This is a genomic window from Stenotrophomonas sp. ESTM1D_MKCIP4_1 (genome assembly GCF_003086895.1).
In the GTDB taxonomy this organism is placed as follows: Bacteria; Pseudomonadota; Gammaproteobacteria; order Xanthomonadales; family Xanthomonadaceae; genus Stenotrophomonas.
In genome coordinates this window covers 3,200,752-3,221,860 of sequence record NZ_CP026004.1, presented here as the reverse complement: position 1 = coordinate 3,221,860, position 21,109 = coordinate 3,200,752, and the positions used below count along the sequence as shown (strand labels likewise).

General features: G+C 66.8%; 17 protein-coding genes and 1 riboswitch. Of the genes, 7 read left to right on the top strand and 10 right to left on the bottom strand.

The genetic code is table 11. From position 1 onward, the window contains the following. Positions 1–20 precede the first annotated feature (20 nt). The 3 genes from C1924_RS14720 to C1924_RS14710 all read right to left on the bottom strand — a co-directional run bounded on the left by C1924_RS14720 (position 21) and on the right by C1924_RS14710 (position 5,158). Positions 21–2,906, bottom strand: coding sequence for a TonB-dependent receptor (locus C1924_RS14720; RefSeq protein WP_108765971.1), 2,886 nt, complete (start codon positions 2,904–2,906; stop codon positions 21–23). Positions 2,907–3,287: 381 nt separating this feature from the next. Continuing rightward, the gene (locus C1924_RS14715) at positions 3,288–4,145 is read right to left on the bottom strand and encodes a hypothetical protein (RefSeq protein WP_108765970.1); all 858 of its coding nucleotides are present in this window, start codon (positions 4,143–4,145) and stop codon (positions 3,288–3,290) included. Between the two features lie 119 nt (positions 4,146–4,264). Continuing rightward, positions 4,265–5,158: an Hsp33 family molecular chaperone HslO gene (locus C1924_RS14710; protein ID WP_108765969.1), complete on the bottom strand. Its 894-nt coding sequence runs from the start codon at positions 5,156–5,158 to the stop codon at positions 4,265–4,267. A gap of 77 nt (positions 5,159–5,235) precedes the next feature. Here C1924_RS14710 and mtgA point away from each other — a divergent pair, with 77 nt between their 5' ends. The 3 genes from mtgA (at position 5,236) to C1924_RS14695 (ending at position 7,981) form a co-directional block, all read left to right on the top strand. Further along, positions 5,236–6,009, top strand: coding sequence for a monofunctional biosynthetic peptidoglycan transglycosylase (gene mtgA / locus C1924_RS14705; RefSeq protein WP_254051146.1), 774 nt, complete (start codon positions 5,236–5,238; stop codon positions 6,007–6,009). 561 nt (positions 6,010–6,570) lie between these two features. Beyond that, positions 6,571–7,590: a glycosyltransferase family 2 protein gene (locus tag C1924_RS14700; RefSeq protein WP_108765968.1), complete on the top strand. Its 1,020-nt coding sequence runs from the start codon at positions 6,571–6,573 to the stop codon at positions 7,588–7,590. Further along, positions 7,550–7,981: a CBS domain-containing protein gene (locus C1924_RS14695; RefSeq protein WP_108765967.1), complete on the top strand. Its 432-nt coding sequence runs from the start codon at positions 7,550–7,552 to the stop codon at positions 7,979–7,981. The genes C1924_RS14700 and C1924_RS14695 overlap by 41 nt, the downstream gene beginning before the upstream one ends. 188 nt (positions 7,982–8,169) lie before the next feature. Here the strand turns inward: C1924_RS14695 and C1924_RS14690 are convergent, their stop codons facing one another. From C1924_RS14690 to C1924_RS14675, 4 genes are all read right to left on the bottom strand, one after another. Beyond that, a complete protein-coding gene (locus tag C1924_RS14690) occupies positions 8,170–10,143 on the bottom strand; it encodes an AsmA family protein (RefSeq protein WP_108765966.1) in 1,974 nt (657 codons plus the stop codon). Positions 10,144–10,225: 82 nt separating this feature from the next. Next, positions 10,226–10,864, bottom strand: a complete 639-nt coding sequence (locus C1924_RS14685; RefSeq protein ID WP_108765965.1) for a hemolysin III family protein — start codon at positions 10,862–10,864, stop codon at positions 10,226–10,228. A gap of 260 nt (positions 10,865–11,124) precedes the next feature. Beyond that, positions 11,125–12,729, bottom strand: a complete 1,605-nt coding sequence (locus C1924_RS14680; RefSeq protein WP_108765964.1) for a peptide chain release factor 3 — start codon at positions 12,727–12,729, stop codon at positions 11,125–11,127. A 66-nt stretch (positions 12,730–12,795) separates the two neighbouring features. Further along, complete coding sequence (locus tag C1924_RS14675; RefSeq protein WP_108767076.1) at positions 12,796–13,686, bottom strand: M23 family metallopeptidase; 891 nt, start codon at positions 13,684–13,686, stop codon at positions 12,796–12,798. A 149-nt stretch (positions 13,687–13,835) separates the two neighbouring features. Beyond that, positions 13,836–13,954, top strand: a riboswitch (SAM riboswitch). Between the two features lie 77 nt (positions 13,955–14,031). Between C1924_RS14675 and C1924_RS14670 the strand changes: the two genes are divergently transcribed. From C1924_RS14670 to C1924_RS14660, 3 genes are read left to right on the top strand one after another with little or no spacing between them, the layout of a single operon-like run. After that, a complete protein-coding gene (locus C1924_RS14670; protein WP_108765963.1) occupies positions 14,032–15,063 on the top strand; it encodes a homoserine O-succinyltransferase in 1,032 nt (343 codons plus the stop codon). Next, positions 15,060–16,295 carry an O-succinylhomoserine (thiol)-lyase gene (locus C1924_RS14665; protein WP_108765962.1) on the top strand — a complete coding sequence of 412 codons (1,236 nt, stop codon included), beginning with the start codon at positions 15,060–15,062 and terminating at the stop codon, positions 16,293–16,295. Before C1924_RS14670 ends, C1924_RS14665 begins: the two co-directional genes overlap by 4 nt. Beyond that, positions 16,292–17,359, top strand: a complete 1,068-nt coding sequence (locus C1924_RS14660; protein WP_108765961.1) for a homoserine dehydrogenase — start codon at positions 16,292–16,294, stop codon at positions 17,357–17,359. The genes C1924_RS14665 and C1924_RS14660 overlap by 4 nt, the downstream gene beginning before the upstream one ends. Positions 17,360–17,510: 151 nt before the next feature. On the opposite strand, the gene C1924_RS14655 is transcribed toward C1924_RS14660, so the two are convergent. Both C1924_RS14655 and C1924_RS14650 read right to left on the bottom strand, forming a co-directional pair. After that, positions 17,511–18,512, bottom strand: coding sequence for an alpha/beta hydrolase (locus tag C1924_RS14655; RefSeq protein WP_108765960.1), 1,002 nt, complete (start codon positions 18,510–18,512; stop codon positions 17,511–17,513). A gap of 182 nt (positions 18,513–18,694) precedes the next feature. Then, positions 18,695–20,077: an L-serine ammonia-lyase gene (locus C1924_RS14650; protein ID WP_010482751.1), complete on the bottom strand. Its 1,383-nt coding sequence runs from the start codon at positions 20,075–20,077 to the stop codon at positions 18,695–18,697. A gap of 99 nt (positions 20,078–20,176) precedes the next feature. Between C1924_RS14650 and C1924_RS14645 the strand changes: the two genes are divergently transcribed. After that, positions 20,177–20,407 carry a glutaredoxin family protein gene (locus tag C1924_RS14645; protein ID WP_108765959.1) on the top strand — a complete coding sequence of 77 codons (231 nt, stop codon included), beginning with the start codon at positions 20,177–20,179 and terminating at the stop codon, positions 20,405–20,407. Between the two features lie 127 nt (positions 20,408–20,534). On the opposite strand, the gene C1924_RS14640 is transcribed toward C1924_RS14645, so the two are convergent. Beyond that, complete coding sequence (locus C1924_RS14640) at positions 20,535–21,107, bottom strand: YceI family protein (protein WP_108765958.1); 573 nt, start codon at positions 21,105–21,107, stop codon at positions 20,535–20,537. Positions 21,108–21,109 lie beyond the last annotated feature (2 nt).

Sequence of the window (21,109 nt, the reverse complement as noted above, 5' to 3'; positions counted from 1 at the left end):
GTCAGCGATCAATCAACCGATCAGAACTTCTGCTTGTACTGCATGTAGATCAGGCGACCGATGTCGTAGCCGCCGTAGTAGGCGTACTGCGAATTCGGGTTGGAGTACATCTGCGGGCCGTAGTGATCGAACACGTTGCGTGCACCGACACCGATGGTCGCATTCCACGGGGCGTTCCAGGAGAACTGGACGTCGTGGAAGGTGGTCGCGCCACGCTTGTTCTGCGCCTGGTTGCGGGCCGGATCCGGCGAGCCGTAATCGGGCAGCGAGCACTCGGTGTCGTAGTAGCAACGCTCCTTCACGCTGGAGAAGTAACGGGTGCCCCAGGTGATGCCGAAGTCGCCGAACTCCCAGCCAATGGACAGATTGGACTTCAGGCGGAAGTTGCTGCCGAAGCCGTTGTAGATCTGTACCGGCGAGTCGTCGTTGGCGGTCTTCAGAACATTCTTGGTGACGTACGTGTTCTGCAGGTTGAAGTTGAAGGTGCCCCACGCGTCGGTGGCGTAACGGTAGCTGGCGTCGAAATCGAAGCCTTCGGTTTCGATGAAACCAGCGTTACGGCTGCCGTAGCTCAGCGTGTTGACGAAGCCGCGGGTCGCATCACGGGTGAAGGTCGAGCAACGCTCAGCGATGCCAAGCACATAGCAGTCGTTGAGCTGATCCGTCGGCGTATCGGCAACGATCGTGTTTTCGATCTTGATGTTGAACCAGTCCAGGCTCAGGTTGAGGCCTTCGGCGAAGCTCGGGCTCCAGACCAGGCCGACCGTCTTCGACTTCGACGTTTCCGGGGTCAGGTTCGGGTTCGAGCCGGAAATGAACGGCACCGGGCTCTGCTCATCCGGGCCTTCGGCGGGGACGTAGCCCTGCTTGAGCTGACGGAACGTCGGTGCCAGCGCGCCCAGGGCGGCAGCACAACGCTGGGCGGTGGCAGCGTCGGTTGCGGCCAGGCCGAACGACGTATCGCAGGGATCGGTGAAGTACTCGAACGACTGCGAGCTGCCGCCGTACAGGTCGGCGATGGTCGGCGCGCGGAAGCCTTCAGCATAGGTTGCGCGAACCAGCAGCTGGTCGATCGGGCGCCACTTCAGGCCGAACTTGCTGTTGGTCGTGTTGCCGAAGGTGCTGAAGTCCGAGAAGCGGGTGGCCGCGCTCAGGCTCAGCTCGCGTGCGCCGGGCAGGTCGGCCAGGATCGGCAGATTCAGCTCCAGGTACACTTCATTGACGTCGTACTTGCCGCCGGTGGGGCCCGACGCGAGATCCGTCGAGTAGCCCGACTGCGACAGGGCGTCCGGGTTGAAGCTGCCCTTTTCTTCGCGGTACTCGTAGCCGAGTGCGAAGCCCAGGTCGCCTGCCGGCAGGGTGACGATGCTACCCGCGATGTTCGCGTAGTAGGAGGTCATCGTGGTTTCGCCGACGTTGTGCGTGGTCGGGAACAGGAACTGCTGCAGATCCGGATTGCCGGTCAGGCCGCCGTCACCGACGCGGCCGAACGGAATGGCCGGATTCCACGGAATGCAGCCGCCTGCGCCGGCGCCGTAGGCCGGGTTGGTGCCAGCGGCCAGGCCCGCAGCCGTGCCGCACTCGACGCGACCGGTATCCGGGTTGAAGAACGATGCACCGGTCGCCGCATTGGCAGCCAGCACATTGTAGTTGCCGGTCTGGCTCTGGTTGTTCTCCGAGTTCTGGTACAGGTAACCCGCTTCCCAGTCGAAGAACTTGTCATTGAACTGGAACGAGCCCTGCAGCGCGCCGCTGAAGCGGAACGTGGTCAGCTTGTTGTTGGACACGCGCGGCACTTCCCAGCCGCGGCGCACGTACGCCATGTCCTGACCGAAGGGGTTGTAGTAGCTGTCAGCCGACCAGATGGAGCCGAGGTTCGTGTACGCCTCGGACTGCAGCGGATAGCCCGCGACCTGGGCTTCGGATTCGCGGCGGGTGTACATCAGGTCGCCGCTGAAGCGCACGTTGTCGGTCAGGTCGTACTGAACGTTCGCGAACACGCTGCGACGTTCGGTCGGGGTCAGCAGCTGCATCTGCTCGTTGGAATTGCTGACGTCGCCGGTGATCGGGGTCAGATCGGTCTCGTGGAAATCGCCCGCGTCATACGGGTTGCCACCACGGTTCAGGGTCAGCAGCGGGGAATCAGCATCAGTGGGATCGTAGACCGCGCCCCACTGGCTGACCGAGGTCCAGCCGGCGGTCGGGTGACGGTTGGTGCGCGAGGACTGCGAGAACCAGCGATCCTTGGCCCAGACAGCCTTTTCCTTCGAGTACTCGGCGCCGATGGTCACCGAGCCGCGATCACCGGTGAAGCCGGTGACGAAGTCCATGCTCTGCTTCTGGCCGTCACCTTCGCTGTACTGACCGGTGTAGACGTTGGCTTCCATGCCCTCGAAGTTCTTGCGGGTGATGATGTTGATCACGCCCGCCATCGCATCCGAACCGTAGATCGAAGACGCACCATCCTTCAGCACGTCGATGCGTTCGACGATGGCCGACGGAATCTGCGAAACGTCCTGGTAGCCGCTGACGCTGGCACCCAGACGCTTGCCATCGACGAGGATGAGCGTGCGCTGCGCGCCCAGGTTGCGCAGGTCGATGTAGTAGCCACCGACCATTTCGCCCGAGGACAGCGGCTCGGAACGGCTGATGGCCGGAGAACCGGCGGCAGAGATGTTCTGCAGCACATCGGCGACCGTCTTGAAGCCGCTCTTTTCGATGGCCGCGCGGCTGACGCTCAGCACCGGCTGTGCGGTTTCGGTGTCAACCTGGCGGATGCGCGAACCGGTGACCGAGATGCGGTCCAGGTTGGTTGCTTCCTGGGCCTCGGCGGCGATGGATGTCGTCGCGCCGGCGACCAGCGCGATGACGACCGCATCACGCAGCTTGTTGGACTTGAAATTCATTGGCTCTCTCTCTCCAAGGAAATCTTGGCTGGGTTGTTGCCTGCGTGTGGATCGCAAAAAGTGGATCCAAAAAAACGCAAGGCTGAACCGATAGTAACGGCGCCCCCCGGAAAATTAAAGCAGCGTTAACTGCAGTCCCCTGAGCTCAATTCAGCTGTACGGAATCTTTTCGATTCAATGACTTGTAGTACATGACTGAGACACAATCGTGACTTGAGTATCGTTTTGTCAGAAAAAAAGTTTCTGTTGATACGTGTCACTTTGTGTCTGAACGTAACAAGCCGGCGGTGCCCAGGCTCCATCGTTACCCGTAGAAACAAACAGGGCGCCCCTGGGGCGCCCTGATGATGTGGAGCTCACGTACGAAGACGGGGAAGCCGGTTACAGATCCTGCTCGTAACGCACGTACGGCACGGTGCCGTCGTCGTTGCTTTCGTTGCGCGGGGAGAACGGATTCTTGCCGCGGCTGATCACGTTCTCGGCGCCGACGGTCAGCTGGCCAGACCACGGTGTGCGCCAGGTGAGGCCGATGCCCAGGCCTTCCCACTTGCCGGGCTTGCCCGGAACGTCGACCACACGGCCGATGATGCTGCCGCTGAAGTTGCCGTAGCCGGCACCCAGGCTCAGGCTCTTGCTGTCCCAGCGGTCGACCAGGGCGGGCGATGCATCGGAAATCGGCACCAGACGCGCCTTGGCATAGGTACCGGCGATGGAGACGAAGCCCTCGCGGCCGATGTTGCGCTGGGCGAACACGGTCAGGTCGTTCTGCTCGGCGCGCAGGGAAGGGGTCTTGTTCGGCGAGGCCAGCCAGGCCGGCAGGGTCTCGCGGCTGGTACCGGCGGTGATGCCCAGGCGGTTGACACCGCGGTTGAGCGCAGCGGTGCCGGTCAGGCGGCGGGAGTTCGGTCCGATGGCATCATCGTCATCGCCCAGGCTGGCCAGCATGCACTGGCTGGCCAGACCGCTGATGCTGGTACCGCTGCTGCTGTTGCAGAGCAGGCCCAGCGAATCGCCCGAGGACAGGCCGAAGGCGGCGTCCAGTGAATTGCGGCCGAAGTGCCAACGGGCACCGGCAGCCTGTTCACCGGTCGGCTCCAGGTACAGCAACGCCTCGACCTTGCCGCTGCCCTTGTTCCAGACCGGCAGCACGGTGCGGGTGTCCTTGCTCTGCGCATGCGCGCCCGTGATCGCGCCAAGGGCGATCAGCAGGGCCAGCGGTAGACGCAGGAAGGTACGCATCGGACCAGTTCAGACAGGGATGGACAACGGAAGTTCCCGCTGGGGCGGGAACTCGATCCTAGGGTGTTTATGAAATCTTAACAAGCCTTGATCCTCCCCAGAACACAAGACCTGCTCATTCATTGAAGTCGTTCAGGTGCCGGTACAGCCCCCTCGGCACCGTGGAACAGTATGCCGAACTCCGTCAACGGAAAGTGATACTCCCGTCCGCAGAATTCGCAGCGGACGTCCACCGAGCCGGTATCTTCAGCGGCGGCGCGGGCTTCTTCCTCGCCCAGCGAGACCAGCATCGAGGCAACGCGCTCACGCGAGCAGGAGCAACCGAAGGCCAGCGGCTTGCTGCCCATCAGTTCCGGCTTCTCCTCGTGGAACAGGCGATGCAGCATCTGCTCGGCCGGCGTGGCCAGCAGTTCGGCCTTGCCCAGCGTGTCGAACAGGGCGCTGGCACGGGCCCAGCCATCGTCGTCGCCTTCGTCGCCGGGCAGCTTCTGCAGCAGCAGGCCCACGGCACCTTGCCGGTCGGCGGCCAGCAGCAGGCGGGTCGGCAGCTGTTCGGACTGGCGGAAGTAGTCCTCGAAGGCCTCATCCAGCGCCGGCGCAGTCAGGCCCACCAGGCTCTGGTAGCGCTGCGGTTCGCGCGGGTCCAGACCGGGGTTCTCGATGGTGATCGCCAGCAGGGCGTCGCTGCCCAGGTCGGAAAGGTCACGCGGGGCGTCAGCGCCGTCGGCCAGCTGGGCGATGCCGCGCAGGGTGCCGGCGGCGGTGCATTCGGCGAACAGGGTGCGCAGGCCGGTGCTGCTGCGCAGCTGGATGGACAGGCGGCCATCCACCTTGGTGTGGCCGGTGAACAGGGCCGAGGCCACGCAGGCCTCGCCGAGCAGTGCAGCGGCGTTGTCCGGATACACGGCGTGGGACAGGATTTCCTGCCAGGTGGCCTGCAGTTGCACGTGCACACCACGGACGCCGGCGTCGGGCAGCAGGAAGCGGATCAGGGAATCGGGTTGGGCGGTCATCGGCTCACATCGCGCGTAAACAGGGGCGGTTGCCGGATAATGCGCCGACAACCAGGCATGAGAAGGATGCACCAGTAATGGGGGCAGGGGGAGAGCAGGACAAGGTGGAGGCCCAGCAGGCCGCGGCGACCGCGCCGACCGCGCCGACCGCGCCGGTCCGGCGGCGCTGGCGCTGGAAGCGGCTGCTGTGGCTGCCGGTGCTGTTCGTGGGCTTCAGCTGCCTGCAGGTGCTGGTGCTGCGCTTCGTCGACCCGCCGCTGTCCACGGTGATGCTGTGGCGCTATGGCGAGGCACTGGGCGAGGGCGACTGGTCCTACCGGCTGCATTACCAGTGGCGCGACCTGGACCAGATGGCGCCGAGCCTGCCGATCTCGCTGGTGGCGGCCGAGGACCAGCGCTTCCCCGAGCATAACGGTTTCGATCTGCAGGCCATCGAGAAGGCGCGTGACCACAACGCCCGGGGTGGGCGCCTGCGCGGGGCCAGCACGATCAGCCAGCAGGTGGCCAAGAATCTGTTCCTGTGGCAGGGCCGCAGCTGGATCCGCAAGGGGCTGGAGGTCTGGTACACGGTGTTGATCGAGGCGTTCTGGCCGAAGGAACGCATCCTGGAGATGTACGCCAACATCGCCGAGTTCGGTGATGGCGTGTATGGCGCGCAAGCGGCTGCGCGGACGTTCTGGGGCAAGGATGCGGCGCGCCTGGCGCCGGGCGAAAGTGCCCGGTTGGCGGCGGTGCTGCCGGCGCCGCGGCGCTACAACGCGGCCAAGCCGGGGCCGTACGTGCAGCGGCGGGCGGCGTGGATCCAGCGCCAGGCCCGGCAGCTGGGCGGGGCGGGGTATCTGGAGGAGTAACGGTTGATGGTTTCGCGGCGCCTTGTTTTTCCTTGCTTGGAGCCGGAGCAAGGCGACAGGCAGGACACGCCGTAAACCCCCCTCCGGGGTCCGGCCCAGCCGCTGGCGGCTGTGCGTTCGGGCGCTTGCGAAGCAGTGCTTCGCAAGCAAAGCGCCCTCACCCATGGGGGCTCGTTGGCGCCATCCATGGCGCCAACGGTCCTGCCTGGGCCGCCCTTCCCCCGCCTGACAGTTTCCTGCGCGCGCGGAACGAGAGCGGGAATTCAAAATCAAAAGAAGAAGCAGGATCAAAGGCTGTGCCAACCAAGGTTGGCAGCTACCAAAAGCAGAGGGCAGCGCGTGCATGCACCGCGCTCGCGGGAACGTGTCCAGAGGCGGAGGGCATGGCCGTGCAGGACCGTAGGCGCCACGGACGGCGCCTACGAGCTACATGGACGTATTCACCGCGTGTCCTGTACGGCCATGCCCTCCGCCTCCCCACGCATCAGGAAGGCGCTGCTTCTGCCCTTGCTCCTGGCGGGCCGGCGGGCTGCAAGCCCGCCAGCGACGTACAATCCCGGCATGAGCCGCCAACGCCTGACCTTCGTCATCGCCGCCCATAACGAGGAGTTGGCGCTGCCCCAGCTGCACCCGCGCCTGTGCGCGGTGCTCGACGCGCTGGAGGATATCGACGGACACATCCTGTATGTCGATGACGGCAGCACCGATGCCACCTGGGACGTGATCGAGCGGCTGGCCCATCCCGACCCGCGTGTCTCGGCACTGCGGCTGTCGCGCAACTTCGGCAAGGAAGCGGCGCTGACCGCCGGGCTGGACCAGGTCCGCGAGGGCGCTGCGATGATCCTCGATGCCGATGGCCAGGATCCGCCCGAGCTGGTGCCGACCTTCGTGGCCCACTGGAAGCAGGGCTATGACAACGTCTATGGCACGCGCCGGGTGCGCGACGGCGAGAGCTGGAGCAAGCGGACCACCGCTGCGATCTTCTACCGTGTGATCGGCCGCCTGTCACGTACGCCGATCCCCGCCGACACCGGCGACTTCCGCCTGCTCTCGCCGCGCGCCCTCAGTGCGCTGCGCGAGATGCGCGAGCGGCACCGTTTCATGAAGGGCCTCTTCAGCTGGGTCGGTTTCCGGCGCGTGGCCGTGCCCTACCACCGCCATGCGCGCCTGGCCGGCAACAGCAAGTTCAGCCTGTGGAATCTGTGGAACTTCGCACTGGAAGGCATCACCGGGTTTTCCACCGTGCCGCTGCGGGCAGCCACCTACCTGGGTCTGGCGACTGCGGCAGCGGCCTTCGTGTTCGGCGGGTGGGTGATCGTCAAGGCGGCCCTGTACGGCGACCGCGTGGCGGGCTGGCCGACGATGATGGCGGTGATCCTTTTCCTGGGGGGCGTGCAGCTGATCGCCCTGGGGCTGATCGGTGAATACCTGGGCCGGCTGTACGAGGAGTCCAAGCAGCGGCCGTTGTACCTGGTTGACGCGTGGTTGGCGCCTTCCGTGGCAGACTCGGGCCTGCAACCCACCCTGGGAGGGCAGGCAGATGACGTCGGTACGGCAACTGTTGGACGGCAAGTCCCCTGAAGTGCATGCGGTCGCGCCGGGCGCGGCGGTGATCGATGCGATCCGGTTGATGGCCGAGAAAGGCATCGGTGCGGTGCTGGTGATGGAGGGGCCGCGACTGGTCGGCATCCTGTCCGAGCGCGATTACGCGCGCAAGATCGTGCTGCACGATCGTTCCTCGCGCGACACGGCTGTGTCCGAGATCATGACGGCGAAAGTGGTGACGGTGTCGCCAGGCGAGCAGGTGGAGCACTGCCTGCAGCTGGTGACCGATTACCGCATCCGTCACCTGCCGGTGGTGGAATCGGGTTCGGTGCTGGGGGTGATCTCCATTGGCGACCTGGTCAAAGCGGTGATCGATTCGCAGCGGCGGGAGTTGGATCAGCTGCAGCAGTACATCGTCGCGGGGTAGGTCTTTTTCCGCTGGCGGTCCTGTAGATCCACGCCATGCGTGGATGCTTTTCCATGTGGAAATCATCCACGCATGGCGTGGATCTACTGCGCGGAAATCATCCACGCATGGCGTGGATCTACTGCGCGGAAATCATCCACGCATGGCGTGGATCTACTGCGCGGAGACCATCCACGCATGGCGTGGATCTACTTCGCGTACTGCCCGCCGCAGTTGGCATCCTTGCCCGGCCCCAGTTCGATCGTGGCCAGCAGCGCTGCCGGTGGGGCGATGCTGCCCAGGGCCAGGGCGACTGCACCCCGCAGGCCCAGGGCCTTGAAGTCCGGCCGGAACGAAGGATCCTTGAACGTGCCGCCGATGCGCAGCGGTGAGCGCAGCACCAGGATGCTCTTGTCTTTCGGGCGCGGCTTCAGCAGCAGGTCCATCTGCTCATCGCGCAGACTCACGCTGCCTTCGCCGATGATGATCGTATCGGTGGTGTCCACCGCCATGGTGCGGCTGGTCATCAGGCCGTCGCGCACGCCGAAATCAGCGAACGCGCAGCGCAGCGGAATCTGCCGGTCACCGGTGAACAGGAATTTCAGCGACTCGGTTATGTCCAGGCCGGCCAGCTCCATCACCAGGTTGCCGACATGGCCACGGCCCATCGCCACGCCCACATCGCCGCTGCTGCTGCCGAGCATGGCGGCAATGGAATTGCCGCGCCCGGCCAGGTCGATCTGGCCGCTGATGCCACCCTTGGCCTGTTCGGCCAGCTTTGCATCGGGGAACAGCTGGCCCAGCTCCACGCCACGCACGCTGGCCTTCAGTGCCGTGGCGATCTGCGGCCGGCGTGCGTCCATGCGGATGGTGCTGCGGATGTCACCGCCGGCCACGCCGAAGTTCAGGGGATCGAGCCGCAACACGCCATCGTCCAGCAGCAGGTGCGCGTCCATGTCGTCCAGCGGCAGCGAGGGCGCATTGATGCGGTGGGCCTTCCAGCGCACGTCGGCATCCATGGCGCGCAGCTTGCCCAGGTTGTAGGGCGTGTCCGGCAGTACCCGCAGGCTGGCGGCGACCTCTGCGGCCTGTGCCTTCTGTTCGGCGTTGGCGGTCTCACCGCCACCGGTCTTCGGCGGTGCGCCGACGAAGCCGGCGAGATCGTCGAAATCAAGCCGGCGCGATTCCAGCGTAGCGGTCAGGCGCGGGCGGTCCCGGCCCACTTCAAACTGCAGGCTGCCGCCCAGATCACTGTCACCCACCTTGCCGGTGAACCCTTCGTAGCGCCAGGTGTTGTGGTCGCGCTTCAGGCGGCCATCGAGGGCATAGGGCGGCGAGGGGGGGATGGCGATGCCCAGCAGCGGATAGAGGTCGGCCAGATCCTGGCCGCTGAGCGCGAACTGCAGGTCGAACACCTGCAGCGCAAACGGGTTGGTCAGCGTGCCGGTGGCCACGGCATGGGTGCCGCCCGCACGGCCATCGAGGTGGATACGGAACGGGTGTTCGCTGTCGCTCAGCTGCAGCGGCGATTCGGTGCCGCCACTGAGCGTGAATGGATTTCCCTGCCAGCGCCCCTGGCCTTTCACCAGCAGCGGCGGGGCAGCGTCGGCTTGTTTCGGTTCGCCGCTGCGCACGCCCACGCGGATGTCGGTGCGGCCCAGCGCATCCAGGAACTGCAGACGGCCATCATCGATGCGCAGGCCCTTCAGTTGCAGCGTGCTCTTGCCATCGCTGGCGGGCAGGAAATCCCAGTTGCCGGCGTCGCCCTTGCGCGGCGCGGTTTCCAGCAGGACATCAGGACGGGTCAGGCGGACTTCCGGAAGCTGGATGCTGCCGCGGAGCAGCGGCCAGACCCGCACGTCGATCTCCACGCGGTCGGCACTGGCCATGTTGGCCTGCTTGGACCACGTGGCATTGGCGAAGGTGATGGCATCGGCGCGGATCGTACTGGTGCGGCCGAGGTCGACGTCGAGGTGGCCGATGTGCAGGGCACGGCCGGTGCGCGCCTGCACCGCGCGTTCCACCGGACCCTTGAACCAGTTCCAGTCCCACAACGCGATGAGGATCAGCAGTGCGGCCAGCAGGAACACCAGCACGGCCAGCCAGCGCTGGCCACGTGGTCCGGGGCGGCGGAAACGCCAGCGCGAAGCGCGCGGCGCAGCAGGGGCGGGGGCAGCATTCACATGGCCATGGTTGCCCCATCCCGGTGGACGGGGCGCGAAGCGCTCATGTGCATGGCGTGCACAGGGGCGCCGGATGACAGGCTTACAGCACCTGCTTGGTCACCGCGACGAAGTGGCAGACGCTGCCGCCAATGACGAACAGGTGCCAGATGGCGTGCGAATAGGGAATGGATTCGCGGTGGTAGAAGTAGGTGCCCAGCGTGTAGGACAGGCCGCCGCCGAACAGCCAGGCCAGCGTCGCGCCGTCGATGGAGGCCCACATCGGCTTGATCGCCACGATCACCAGCCAGCCCATCGCAATGTAGATGCCGGTGGACAGGGCCTTGAAGCGGCCCGTGTAGAACAGCTTGAACACCACCCCGCCCAGCGCCAGCGCCCAGATGGCCGTGAACAGGCCCCAGCCCCACGGCCCACGCAGGCCGATGAGCGTGAATGGCGTGTAAGTGCCGGCAATCAGGATGTAGATCGCGCAGTGGTCAAAGACCTTCAGGCGGCCCTTTGCCAACGGGTGCTGGATGGCGTGATACAGCGTGGAGGCGGTGTACAGCAGCAGCAGGGCGATGCCGAACACGATGGCGCTGGCCAGCTGCCAGCCGTCGCCGTAGATGGCGGCCAGGGTGATCAGTACGGCGCTTGCGGCCAGCGCGGACACGGCGCCGAGCCCGTGGGTGAGGGCGCTGGCGATTTCTTCACGGATGGAAGCGGCAGTCGTGGAGGACATGGCAATGACGGAGTTCGCGGGGAGGGGGACCCGCAGCCCCCCTATCATCGCCGCGATGGCGGGCGCTTGCACCCCCGCCGCCGTATGGTGGATGAATCCGCGCCCATCACCGTCCGCGGTAGATCCACGCCATGCGTGGATGAACGGAAGGTGGCGAAGGGGTCAGAGCCCTTTCCGGGTGGAAAGGGATCCGACCCCTGGCTTTCACGTGTACGGGGTCAGACCCCTTTCCGCCAGGAAAGGGCTCTGACCCCGCAGGTTCAGCCCACCGACACGGTGTGGGCTGCTTCGCGGGTGGCCGAGAAGCGCACGTCCGGCGCGCGTTCCTGGGCCAGCTGCAGGTTCACCCGGGTCGGGGCCAGGTAGACCAGATGGCCGGCCGCATCCAGGGCCAGGTTCAGCGCGTTCTTCTCGCGGAACTCTTCCAGCTTCTTCTCATTGCTGCAGTGGACCCAGCGGGCGGTGGTGACGCTGACCGGCTCGAAGGTCGCCTCCACGCCGTACTCGTCCTTCAGGCGGTAGGCAGCCACGTCGAACTGCAGCACACCCACCGCGCCCAGGATCAGGTCGTTGCTGGTGAGCGGGCGGAAGAACTGGGTCGCGCCTTCCTCCGACAGCTGGGCCAGGCCCTTCTGCAGCTGCTTGAGCTTGAGCGGATCGCGCAGGCGTGCACGACGGAACAGTTCCGGGGCGAAGTTCGGAATACCGGTGAACGTGACCGCTTCGCCTTCGGTGAACGTATCGCCGATGGAGATGGTGCCGTGGTTGTGGATGCCGATCACATCGCCCGGCCACGCTTCAGCGGCGATTTCGCGGTCGCTGGCCATGAAGGTCAGCGCGTTGGCCAGCTTCATGTCCTTGCCGGTACGCACATGGAAGGTCTTCATGCCGGCGCTGAAGCGGCCCGAACAGATGCGCATGAACGCCACGCGGTCGCGGTGCTGCGGATCCATGTTGGCCTGGATCTTGAACACGAAACCGCTCAGCTTGTTCTCCTCCGGCGCGATCTCGCGGCCGGTGGTGGTGCGCGCCTGCGGCGGCGGGGCATGCTCGACGAAGAAGTCCAGCAGCGGCTGCACGCCGAAGTTGTTCACGCCCGAGCCGAAGAACACCGGGGTCTGCTTGCCGGCGCGGTAGGCGTCGAGGTCGAACGGGTGGCTGGCGCCCTGCACCAGTTCCAGTTCGTCGCGCAGCTCGGCCAGCATCTGTGCACCAATCTTCTCGGCCAGGCCGGGCGCATCGATGGACGGGAAGATGGTCGAATCCTGGCGGGTGAAGTTGCGGCCCGGTTCGTACAGATGCACTTCGCCGGTCAGCAGGTGGACCACGCCCTTCAGGCGCTGGCCCATGCCGATCGGCCAGGTCACCGGGGCGCACTGGATGCCCAGCACGGTCTCCACTTCATCCAGCAGCTCGATCGGGTCCTTGCCCTCGCGGTCGAGCTTGTTGATGAAGGTCATGATCGGGGTGTCGCGCAGGCGGCACACTTCCATCAGCTTGATGGTGCGCTCTTCCACGCCCTTGGCCACGTCGATCACCATCAGCGCCGAGTCCACCGCGGTCAGCACGCGGTAGGTGTCCTCGCCGAAGTCGGCGTGGCCGGGGGTGTCGAGCAGGTTGACGATCTTGCCTTCGTACGGGAACTGCATCACCGAGGAGGTGACGGAGATGCCGCGCTCCTTTTCCAGCGCCATCCAGTCGGACGTGGCGTGGCGGGCAGCCTTGCGGCCCTTGACCGAACCGGCCATCTGGATCGCGCCTCCGAACAGCAGCAGCTTTTCGGTCAGCGTGGTCTTGCCGGCGTCAGGGTGGGAAATGATGGCGAAGGTGCGGCGACGCGACGCTTCGGTGGCGACTTCGGACATGGCAGTGGCGCCCGCCCGGGGCGCTTTTCAAAGAGATAAGCGCCCGATTATACCGGCCGGGGCTGGTCAGCGCCCGGTGCCACCTTCGGCGTCGCCCTGGCGGGCGAACTGCAGTTGCCCCTGCGCGGTGAAAATGCGCACCGGCACCGAGCGCAGGCCCATGCCTCGGTTGACCTGGACCACGAAGTGCAGGTGCGGGGCGGTGCTGTAGCCGCTGTTGCCCGACAGCCCGATCGGCTGCCCGGCCTGCACCGCCTGGCCGGGCCGCACGCGCATGCCGCCGGCCTGCAGGTGCCCGTACAGCGCCATGCTGCCGTCGCTGTGCAGGATGCGGATGAAATTGGCGCGGCCGGCATCGCGCGCGCGGTCCTGGCCATTGGCCTTGAAGCCATCCTGCACCTGCATCACCGTGCCCTCGCGCGCGGCCATCACCAGGGTGGCCTGGGGCAGGGCGAAATCCACCGCGTCGCGGTTCTCCTCGTCCTGGTGGCTGAAGCGACCGTTGGGTGCCTGGTCCACCCGCAGCTGCGGTGCCTCGAAGGGCAGCCGGTAGGCCACGTCCTCGGCGCGTGCGGCGGGGTTGCCTGGCACCGACTGCAGGCGCACCTCCAGGCTGCGGCCATCGGCCGGGGCCGGCAGGTGGCCCACCACCAGGCTGCCACCGCCCTGTACCAGGGAACGCAGCGGCAGCCCGTCGATGGCACTCCCCGGGGCCGGCCGCAGCTCGATCTGCACGGGGCCGGCCAGCGGATTGTCGATGCGCGCCTGCCATTGCCCGCCCATCGCCTGCAGCTGCAGCCGCGTGGTTGGTGCGGCCTGCGGGGCATCGTCGCCGGCCGCGGCCGCGGCCGCATCTGCCTTCGGTACCAGGCCCCAGCCCTGGCGCCAGTCGCTGGCGTGTGCGGTTACGCTGGCCAGCAAAGGCAGCAGCAGGCAGGACAGGGGCAGGCGGGGCATCGATGGATCCAGCGGGAAAGGGCGCAGGGGACTGTACCGGATCCTGAACATGCGAACCGGCAGCCGTTCCCGGAATGGTGGTTCATTTATTCCATCGCTTTATCCGCATGAAGGGATTGACATGCCCGGAAAGGGCTGGCATCGTGGCTCCACCATCGAGACCGGCAGAGGGACAGGCCCTTTGAAGCCGGGGCAGCCCGCAGACGCGAAAGCTTCTGCGTAGGTGCCAAATCCTGCGGGGACCGTGGCGTCCACCGAAAGATGGTTCGATCCATGCACCGCACGTGCATCTCGAACGCGAGCCCCGCGAAGGCTCGATGGCCGATTCCCCCAACGGATCCCGCCATGAGCTTCGCCCCCAGCACCGCCGCCCGCCCCGAATCCTTTGTCCCCGTCAGCGTGCCGGTCGATGACCGCGTGCACGCCGAACGCGGCGAGTTCGCCGCCGTGCTGTCGATGCGCCACGCCGGGGCCAACCCGGTACGCCTGCGCTATGAGTGGGTGGGGCCGGCCGACGCGCCGGTGGTGGTGCTGGCTGGTGGGATTTCCGCGCACCGCCACGTCGCGTCCAATGCACAGTTCAGCGAGAAGGGCTGGGCCGAGGACCTGGTCGGCAGTGGCCGCGCGCTGGATCCGCAGCAGCTGCGCGTGCTGGCCTTTGATTTCATCGGTGCCGATGGCGCGCTGGACGTGCCGATCGACACCGCCGACCAGGCCGATGCGCTGGCGTTGTTGCTGGATCATCTCGGCATCCGCACCCTGAAGGCCTTCGTCGGCTATTCCTATGGCGCGCTGGTCGGCCAGCAGTTCGCCATCCGCCACCGCAACCGCGTGCGCCAGCTGGTCCTGGCCAGCGGCGCGCACCGCCCGCACCCGTACGCCGCCGCCTGGCGCGCGCTGCAGCGCCGTGCGGTGGCCCTGGGCCAGCTGCAGTGTGGCGAGGACCATGGCCTGGCGCTGGCCCGCCAGTTCGCCATGCTCAGCTACCGCACCCCTGAAGAATTCGGTGAACGCTTCGACGCGGCGCCGGAAGTGGTCAACGGCCGCGTCCGCGTGGCCGCCGAAGACTACCTGGATGCGGCCGGTGCGCAGTACGTCGCGCGTACGCCGGTGACCGCCTACCTGCGCCTGTCCGAATCGATCGACCTGCACCGCGTCGACCCTGCCGCGATCCTGCCGCCCACCGTGGTGGTGGCGGTGGAGGGCGACCGCCTGGTGCCGCTGGCCGATCTGGTCGGCCTGGTCGAAGGGCTGGGCCCGCGCGGCAGCCTGCGCGTGCTGCGCTCGCCCTATGGGCACGACGCCTTCCTCAAAGAAACCGATCGCATCGACGCGATCCTCGCTACCGCCTTCCGCACTTCTGGAGAGTCCGCATGAGCCTGCACGCCAACGAGCCGTCCTGTAGCCGCACCACTGCCGCTGTCCGCGCCGGCATTGATCGTGACACCGCCCACGGTGCGGTCACGCCGCCCATCGTGCTGTCGTCGAACTTCAGCTTCGAGGGGTTTGGCAACAAGCGGCAGTACGACTACACGCGCAGCGGCAACCCGACCCGCGACCTGCTGGGTGAAGCGCTGGCCGAACTGGAAGGCGGTGCTGGCGGCGTGATCACCGCCACCGGCATGGGTGCGATCAACCTGGTGCTGAATGCACTGCTGCAGCCGGGCGACACGCTGGTCGTGCCCCACGATGCCTACGGCGGCAGCTGGCGCCTGTTCAACGCGCTGGCGAAGAAGGGCCACTTTGAACTGGTTACCGCCGACCTGACCGACCCGCGCGCGCTCGCCCAGGCGCTGGCCACCCAGCCGAAGCTGGTGCTGATCGAGACGCCATCCAACCCGCTGCTGCGCATCACCGATCTGCGCTTCGTCATCGATGCCGCGCACAAGGCCGGCGCGCAGGTGGTGGTCGACAACACCTTCCTGTCACCGGCGCTGCAGCAGCCGCTGGCGTTCGGTGCCGACGTGGTGCTGCACTCGACCACCAAGTACATCAACGGCCACAGCGACGTGGTGGGCGGTGCGGTGATTGCGCGCGACCCGGCGGTGCACGAGCAGCTGGTGTGGTGGGGTAACGCGCTGGGCCTGACCGGTTCGCCGTTCGATGCGTTCCTGACCCTGCGCGGCCTGCGCACCCTGGATGCCCGCCTGCGCGTGCACCAGGAAAACACGGCGTCGATCGTGGCCCTGCTGGATGCGCACCCGGCCGTGGCGCGCGTCTATTACCCGGGGCTGGCCGATCACCCCGGCCATGCCATCGCCGCGCGCCAGCAGAGCGGCTTCGGCGCCATGCTGTCCTTCGAGCTGGCCGACTGCGAAGGCGAGGATCCGCATGCAGCGGTGCGTGCCTTCGTCGATGGCCTGCGTTGTTTCACCCTGGCCGAATCGCTGGGGGGCGTGGAAAGCCTGGTCGCACACCCGGCCACCATGACCCACGCGGCCATGACCACCGAAGCACGTGCTGCGGCCGGCATCAGCGAAGGCCTGCTGCGGTTGTCGGTGGGCATCGAGGCGGAGCGTGACCTGCTGGCCGATCTGGGTGCCGCGCTGCAGCGCGCCGAAGCGGTGATCGACGCCGCAGCGCGCCGCAAACAGGTGGTGGATGCATGAGCGTCCTTGCTGCTGAGATTCCTGCGCTTGCGGGCGGTCGTCTGGCACTGCTGGGAACCGGTACGGTCGGCTCGGCGTTCGTGCAGCGTTACCAGGCGTTGCAGGCGCGCGGCCTGGAACTGCCCAGCGTGCAATGGCTGGCCAATTCGCGCACCGCGCTGGCGATCGACCGCGATCTGGCGTTGCCGCTGGAGCTGGCGCGGCGTGCACCGCGCGATGGCCAGAGCGCGCCGCCGTGGGCGGGTACCCAGGGCCTGGACCGCGGTGATGTGGTGGTGGATGCCACCGCCAGTGAAGAGGTGGCCGCGCGCCACGTACAGTGGCTGGCCCGTGGCGTGCATGTGGTGACGGCCAACAAGCTCGGGCGTGGCTCGCAGCTGGCCCGCGCCCAGGCCATCGCCGCGAGCTGTGCCGAGAGCGGTGCGCGCTACGGCGACAGTGCCACCGTGGGTGCCGGCCTGCCGCTGCTGAGCAGCCTGCGCGCGCTGGTGGCAGGCGGTGACCACATCCATGCCATTGAAGGGGTACTGTCCGGTTCACTGGCCTGGCTGTTCCATCGCTATGACGGCCGCGCGCCGTTCTCGGTGGCGGTGCGCGAAGCGCTGGACGCCGGCTACACCGAACCTGACCCGCGTGTGGACCTGTCTGGCGAAGATGTGCGGCGCAAGCTGCTGATCCTGGCGCGCAGCAGCGGGTTGGCGCTGGACGCCGCGCAGGTACAGGTGGATTCGCTGGTGCCGGCGGCGCTGGCAGCGTTGCCCTTGGACGAGGCCTTGGCCGCGCTGGCGCAACTGGATGCACCGCTGCAGGCGCGCTGGCAACAGGCGCATGCACAGGGGCGGGTGCTCCGCTTCGTCGGTCGTGTGGATGCCGACGGTGCCCAGGTGGGGCTGCGCGAACTGCCGGTCGATCACCCGCTGGCACAGGGGGCGGGCACCGACAACCGCGTTGCGATCCACAGCGATCGCTATCGGCAGCAGCCGCTGCTGATCCAGGGCCCGGGGGCGGGTGCGGAAGTGACCGCGGCGGCGCTGCTGGATGACGTGTTGCGGATTGCCGGTTGACGGCCTGCCGCATGCCCGGTGGATCAGCAACCTGGTAGAGCCGAGCCGAAGCTCGGCTGCTCGCCCATAGGTAGAGCCGAGCCCATGCTCGGCTGCGCTTGACGTAGCCGGTCCTGCGCGATCAGCCGAGCATGGGCTCGGCTCTACAGAATCAACGCGTCTTCAGCACCTTCAGCAAGGCCGCGTTGAACTGCTTGGGGTCCTGCACCTGCGGCGAGTGGCCCAGTCCGGCGAACTCCACCAGTACCGCGCCAGGGATGGCCGCTGCGGCGGCCTTGCCCAGCACCGGGTAGTTGCCCAGCGTGGCCTTCAGCTCCGGTGAGGCGCGATCGCGACCAATCGCCGTGCGGTCCTTCTGCCCGATGAACAATGCGGTCGGTACCTGCAGGTGCTTCAGTTCGTAGACCACGGGCTGGTTGAACACCATGTCCGAGGTCAGCGCCTGGCTCCAGGCCACGGCCTGCTTGCCGTCACCGTCGTACATGCCGGACTGCATGCGTGCCCAGCGCTCGTACTCGGGCTTCCATTGCCCGTCGTAATACACATCCAGCTGGTAGCGGCGGATGCTTTCATAGCTCGTTTTCAGTTCGCCGGCATACCATTCATCGACGCTGCGCCATGGCACGCCCAGCGCCTTCCAGTCTTCCAGGCCGATGGGATTGACCAGCGACAGGCTGCGCAGGTCCTGCGGGTACATCAGCGCATAGCGGGTGGCGAGCATGCCCCCCATCGAGTGGCCAACCAGGTGCACCGGCAGGTCGCCCAGCTGCAGTTGCTGCAGCAGTGCATGGGTGTTGGCTGCCAGTTGGCCGAACGAATACTGGTAGCGCTCGGGTTTGCTGGCCTTGCAGAAGCCAACCTGGTCCGGCGCGATCACCCGGTAGCCGGCGGCCACCAGCGGCGCGATGCTCTGCTGCCAGGTGGCGGCGCAGAAGTTCTTGCCATGCAGCAGTACCACCACGCCGACCGCCTTCCGCTTCGGGGTGACGTCCAGGTAGGTCATTTCCAGCGGCTGGCCCTGCGATTGCAGGGCGAAGGTCTTCACCGGGTAGCCGTAATCGAAGCCTTCCAGGCGCGCACCGTAGGTTGGTGGCGGCGCAGCCAGGGCGGACAGGGGCAGGCAGGCGAGCAGGGCGGCGGCGATGACGCGCATGGGATAGTCCGAAGCGGGGGAACCCCGAGCCTAACCGCAAGACGGTGATGGTGTCGCCAGCCGGGGGGGTAGAGTCGACCGTTGGTCGACTGCTCTTCCGACAGCGCTGCGCTCCAGTCGACCAACGGTCGACTCTACCCACCTGCGTCCGCGCAACCCCACCGTACCGGCAGCGCCAGCCCTCAGCACTCGATGACGTTCACCGCCAGGCCACCACGGCTGGTTTCCTTGTACTTGTCCTGCATGTCGCGGCCGGTATCGCGCATGGTCTTGATGACCTTGTCCAGCGATACCTTGTGCTTGCCGTCGCCACGCATGGCCATGCGCGAGGCATTGATCGCCTTCACCGCACCCATCGCGTTGCGCTCGATGCACGGAATCTGCACCAGCCCGCCAATCGGGTCACAGGTCAGGCCGAGGTTGTGTTCCATGCCGATTTCCGCAGCATTCTCGATCTGGCTGGGGTTGCCGCCCAGCGCGGCCACCAGGCCACCGGCCGCCATCGAGCAGGCCACGCCCACTTCGCCCTGGCAGCCCACTTCGGCGCCGGAAATCGAGGCGTTTTCCTTGTACAGGATGCCGATGGCCGCCGAGGTCAGCAGGAAATCGAACACCCGCTGTTCGTTCGCCCCCGGGCAGAAGCGATCAAAGTAATGCAGCACCGCCGGCAGCACGCCCGCCGCGCCGTTGGTCGGTGCGGTGACCACGCGGCCACCGGCAGCGTTTTCCTCGTTGACCGCCAGGGCATACAGGTTGACCCAGTCCAGCGTGGTCAGCGGGTCGCGCATCGCGGCCTCCGGTTTGGAGGACAGTTCGCGGTACAGCGCCGGTGCGCGGCGGCCCACCTTCAGGCCACCGGGCAGCACGCCTTCCTCGCGGATGCCGCGCGCCACGCACGACTGCATCGCGCTCCAGATCTCGCGCAGCTGGGCGCGGATCTCATCTTCGCTGCGCCAGCACTTTTCGTTCTCGAACATCAACTGGGCAATGCTCAGGCCGCTGCGCGCAGTCTGCGCCAGCAGCTCGTCGCCGCTCTTGAACGGGTAGGGCAGGGGCGTTTCATCGGGCACGATGCGGTCGTCGGCCGCGTCATCCTGGTTGACCACGAAGCCGCCACCCACGGAGTAGTAATCGCGGGTGGCGATCACTTCGTCTTCGGCGTTGTAGGCAGTGAAGCGCATGCCGTTGGTGTGGTACGGCAGTTTCTGGCGCTTGTTCATGCCCAGGTCGCGCTTCTCGTCGAAGGCGATCTCGTGCTGGCCCATCAGCTGGATGCGCTTGCTGCTGCGGATGCGTTCCAGGGTGGCCGGGATGATGTCCGGATCGATCAGGTTCGGGCGCTGGCCTTCCAGGCCCAGCAGGATGGCCTTGTCGGTGCCGTGGCCGCGGCCGGTGAGGGCCAGCGAGCCGTAGACATCGGCGCGGATGCGCGCGACCTCGTGCAGGCGGCCGGGGTCGAGCAGCCAGCGGTGGATGAAACGCTCGGCGGCCTTCATCGGCCCGACGGTGTGCGAGGAACTCGGGCCAATGCCGATCTTGAAAACGTCGAACGTGCTGACAGCCATGGTTGCCGTACTGCGGGTACCGGAAGAGACCGCTATTCTAGCGGTTCGTGCCGCACCGCATGGCTGCGGCGCAGCATTTCCGCCGAGGGGGACGAACCGGTGTTGACCCTGTTCCAGCGTGACGATTGCCACCTCTGTGACATGGCCCTGGCCGAGCTGGCCAAAGCCCGGGCGCCGGAGTTCGAGTCGGTGTTCCTGGATGACCAGCCGGCGCTGGAGGCGCGTTACGGCGCGCGCGTGCCGGTGCTGCGCGATGAGGCCGGCAACCGGGAGCTGGACTGGCCGTTCGATGCGGCCCGTGTGCAGGCCTGGCTGGCCATCGATCGGTAGTGCCGGCCGCTGGCCGGCAACCCCACGATGCCCGGTGATGCCGGTGTTGCCGGCCAGCGGCCGGCACTAACTGATGCGTTGGGATGCGTTGGGATGCCGGCCAGCGGCCGGCACTACCTGGTGCGGTTCATTTCGCGTCGAACTTCACGATCGTGCTGATCGAGGTCTCGTCCGGGATGGTCTTGGTGTCGGCCCAGTCGCCGCCGCCCACGCCGAAGTCCAGGCGCTTGACCGTGGCCTTGCCGGTCAGCACCGGCTGCGCGCCCGGCTTCCAGGTGAAGGTGAGGGTGACCGGCTTGCTCACGCCGCGCAGTTCCAGCGTGCCGTCGGCGGCGTACTGGTCGTTGCCGACCGCGCGGAAGCCCTTGGCGGTGTAGTGGGCGGTGGCGAACTTGCCGACGTTGAAGAAATCCGCGCCCTGCAGGGTCGAATCGCGGTCGCTGTTGCCGCTCTTGGCGCCGGCCAGCGGGATCACCACGTCCAGCGAACCGGCGGCGGGGTTGGCCGGGTCGAAGCTGAGCTTGGTGGCGAAGCCCGGGAAGGTGCCGGTGAACACTTCGCCGTCGTACTTGGTGGCGAACACCAGGATCGAGCCGGCGCCGGGGGCCTGCGCGTAATCGGCGGCGAGAACCGGGGCGGTGGCCAGCATGCCGGCCAGGGCGGCGGCCACGGCGGCCGGGGTAGTCAGTTTCAGGGTCATCG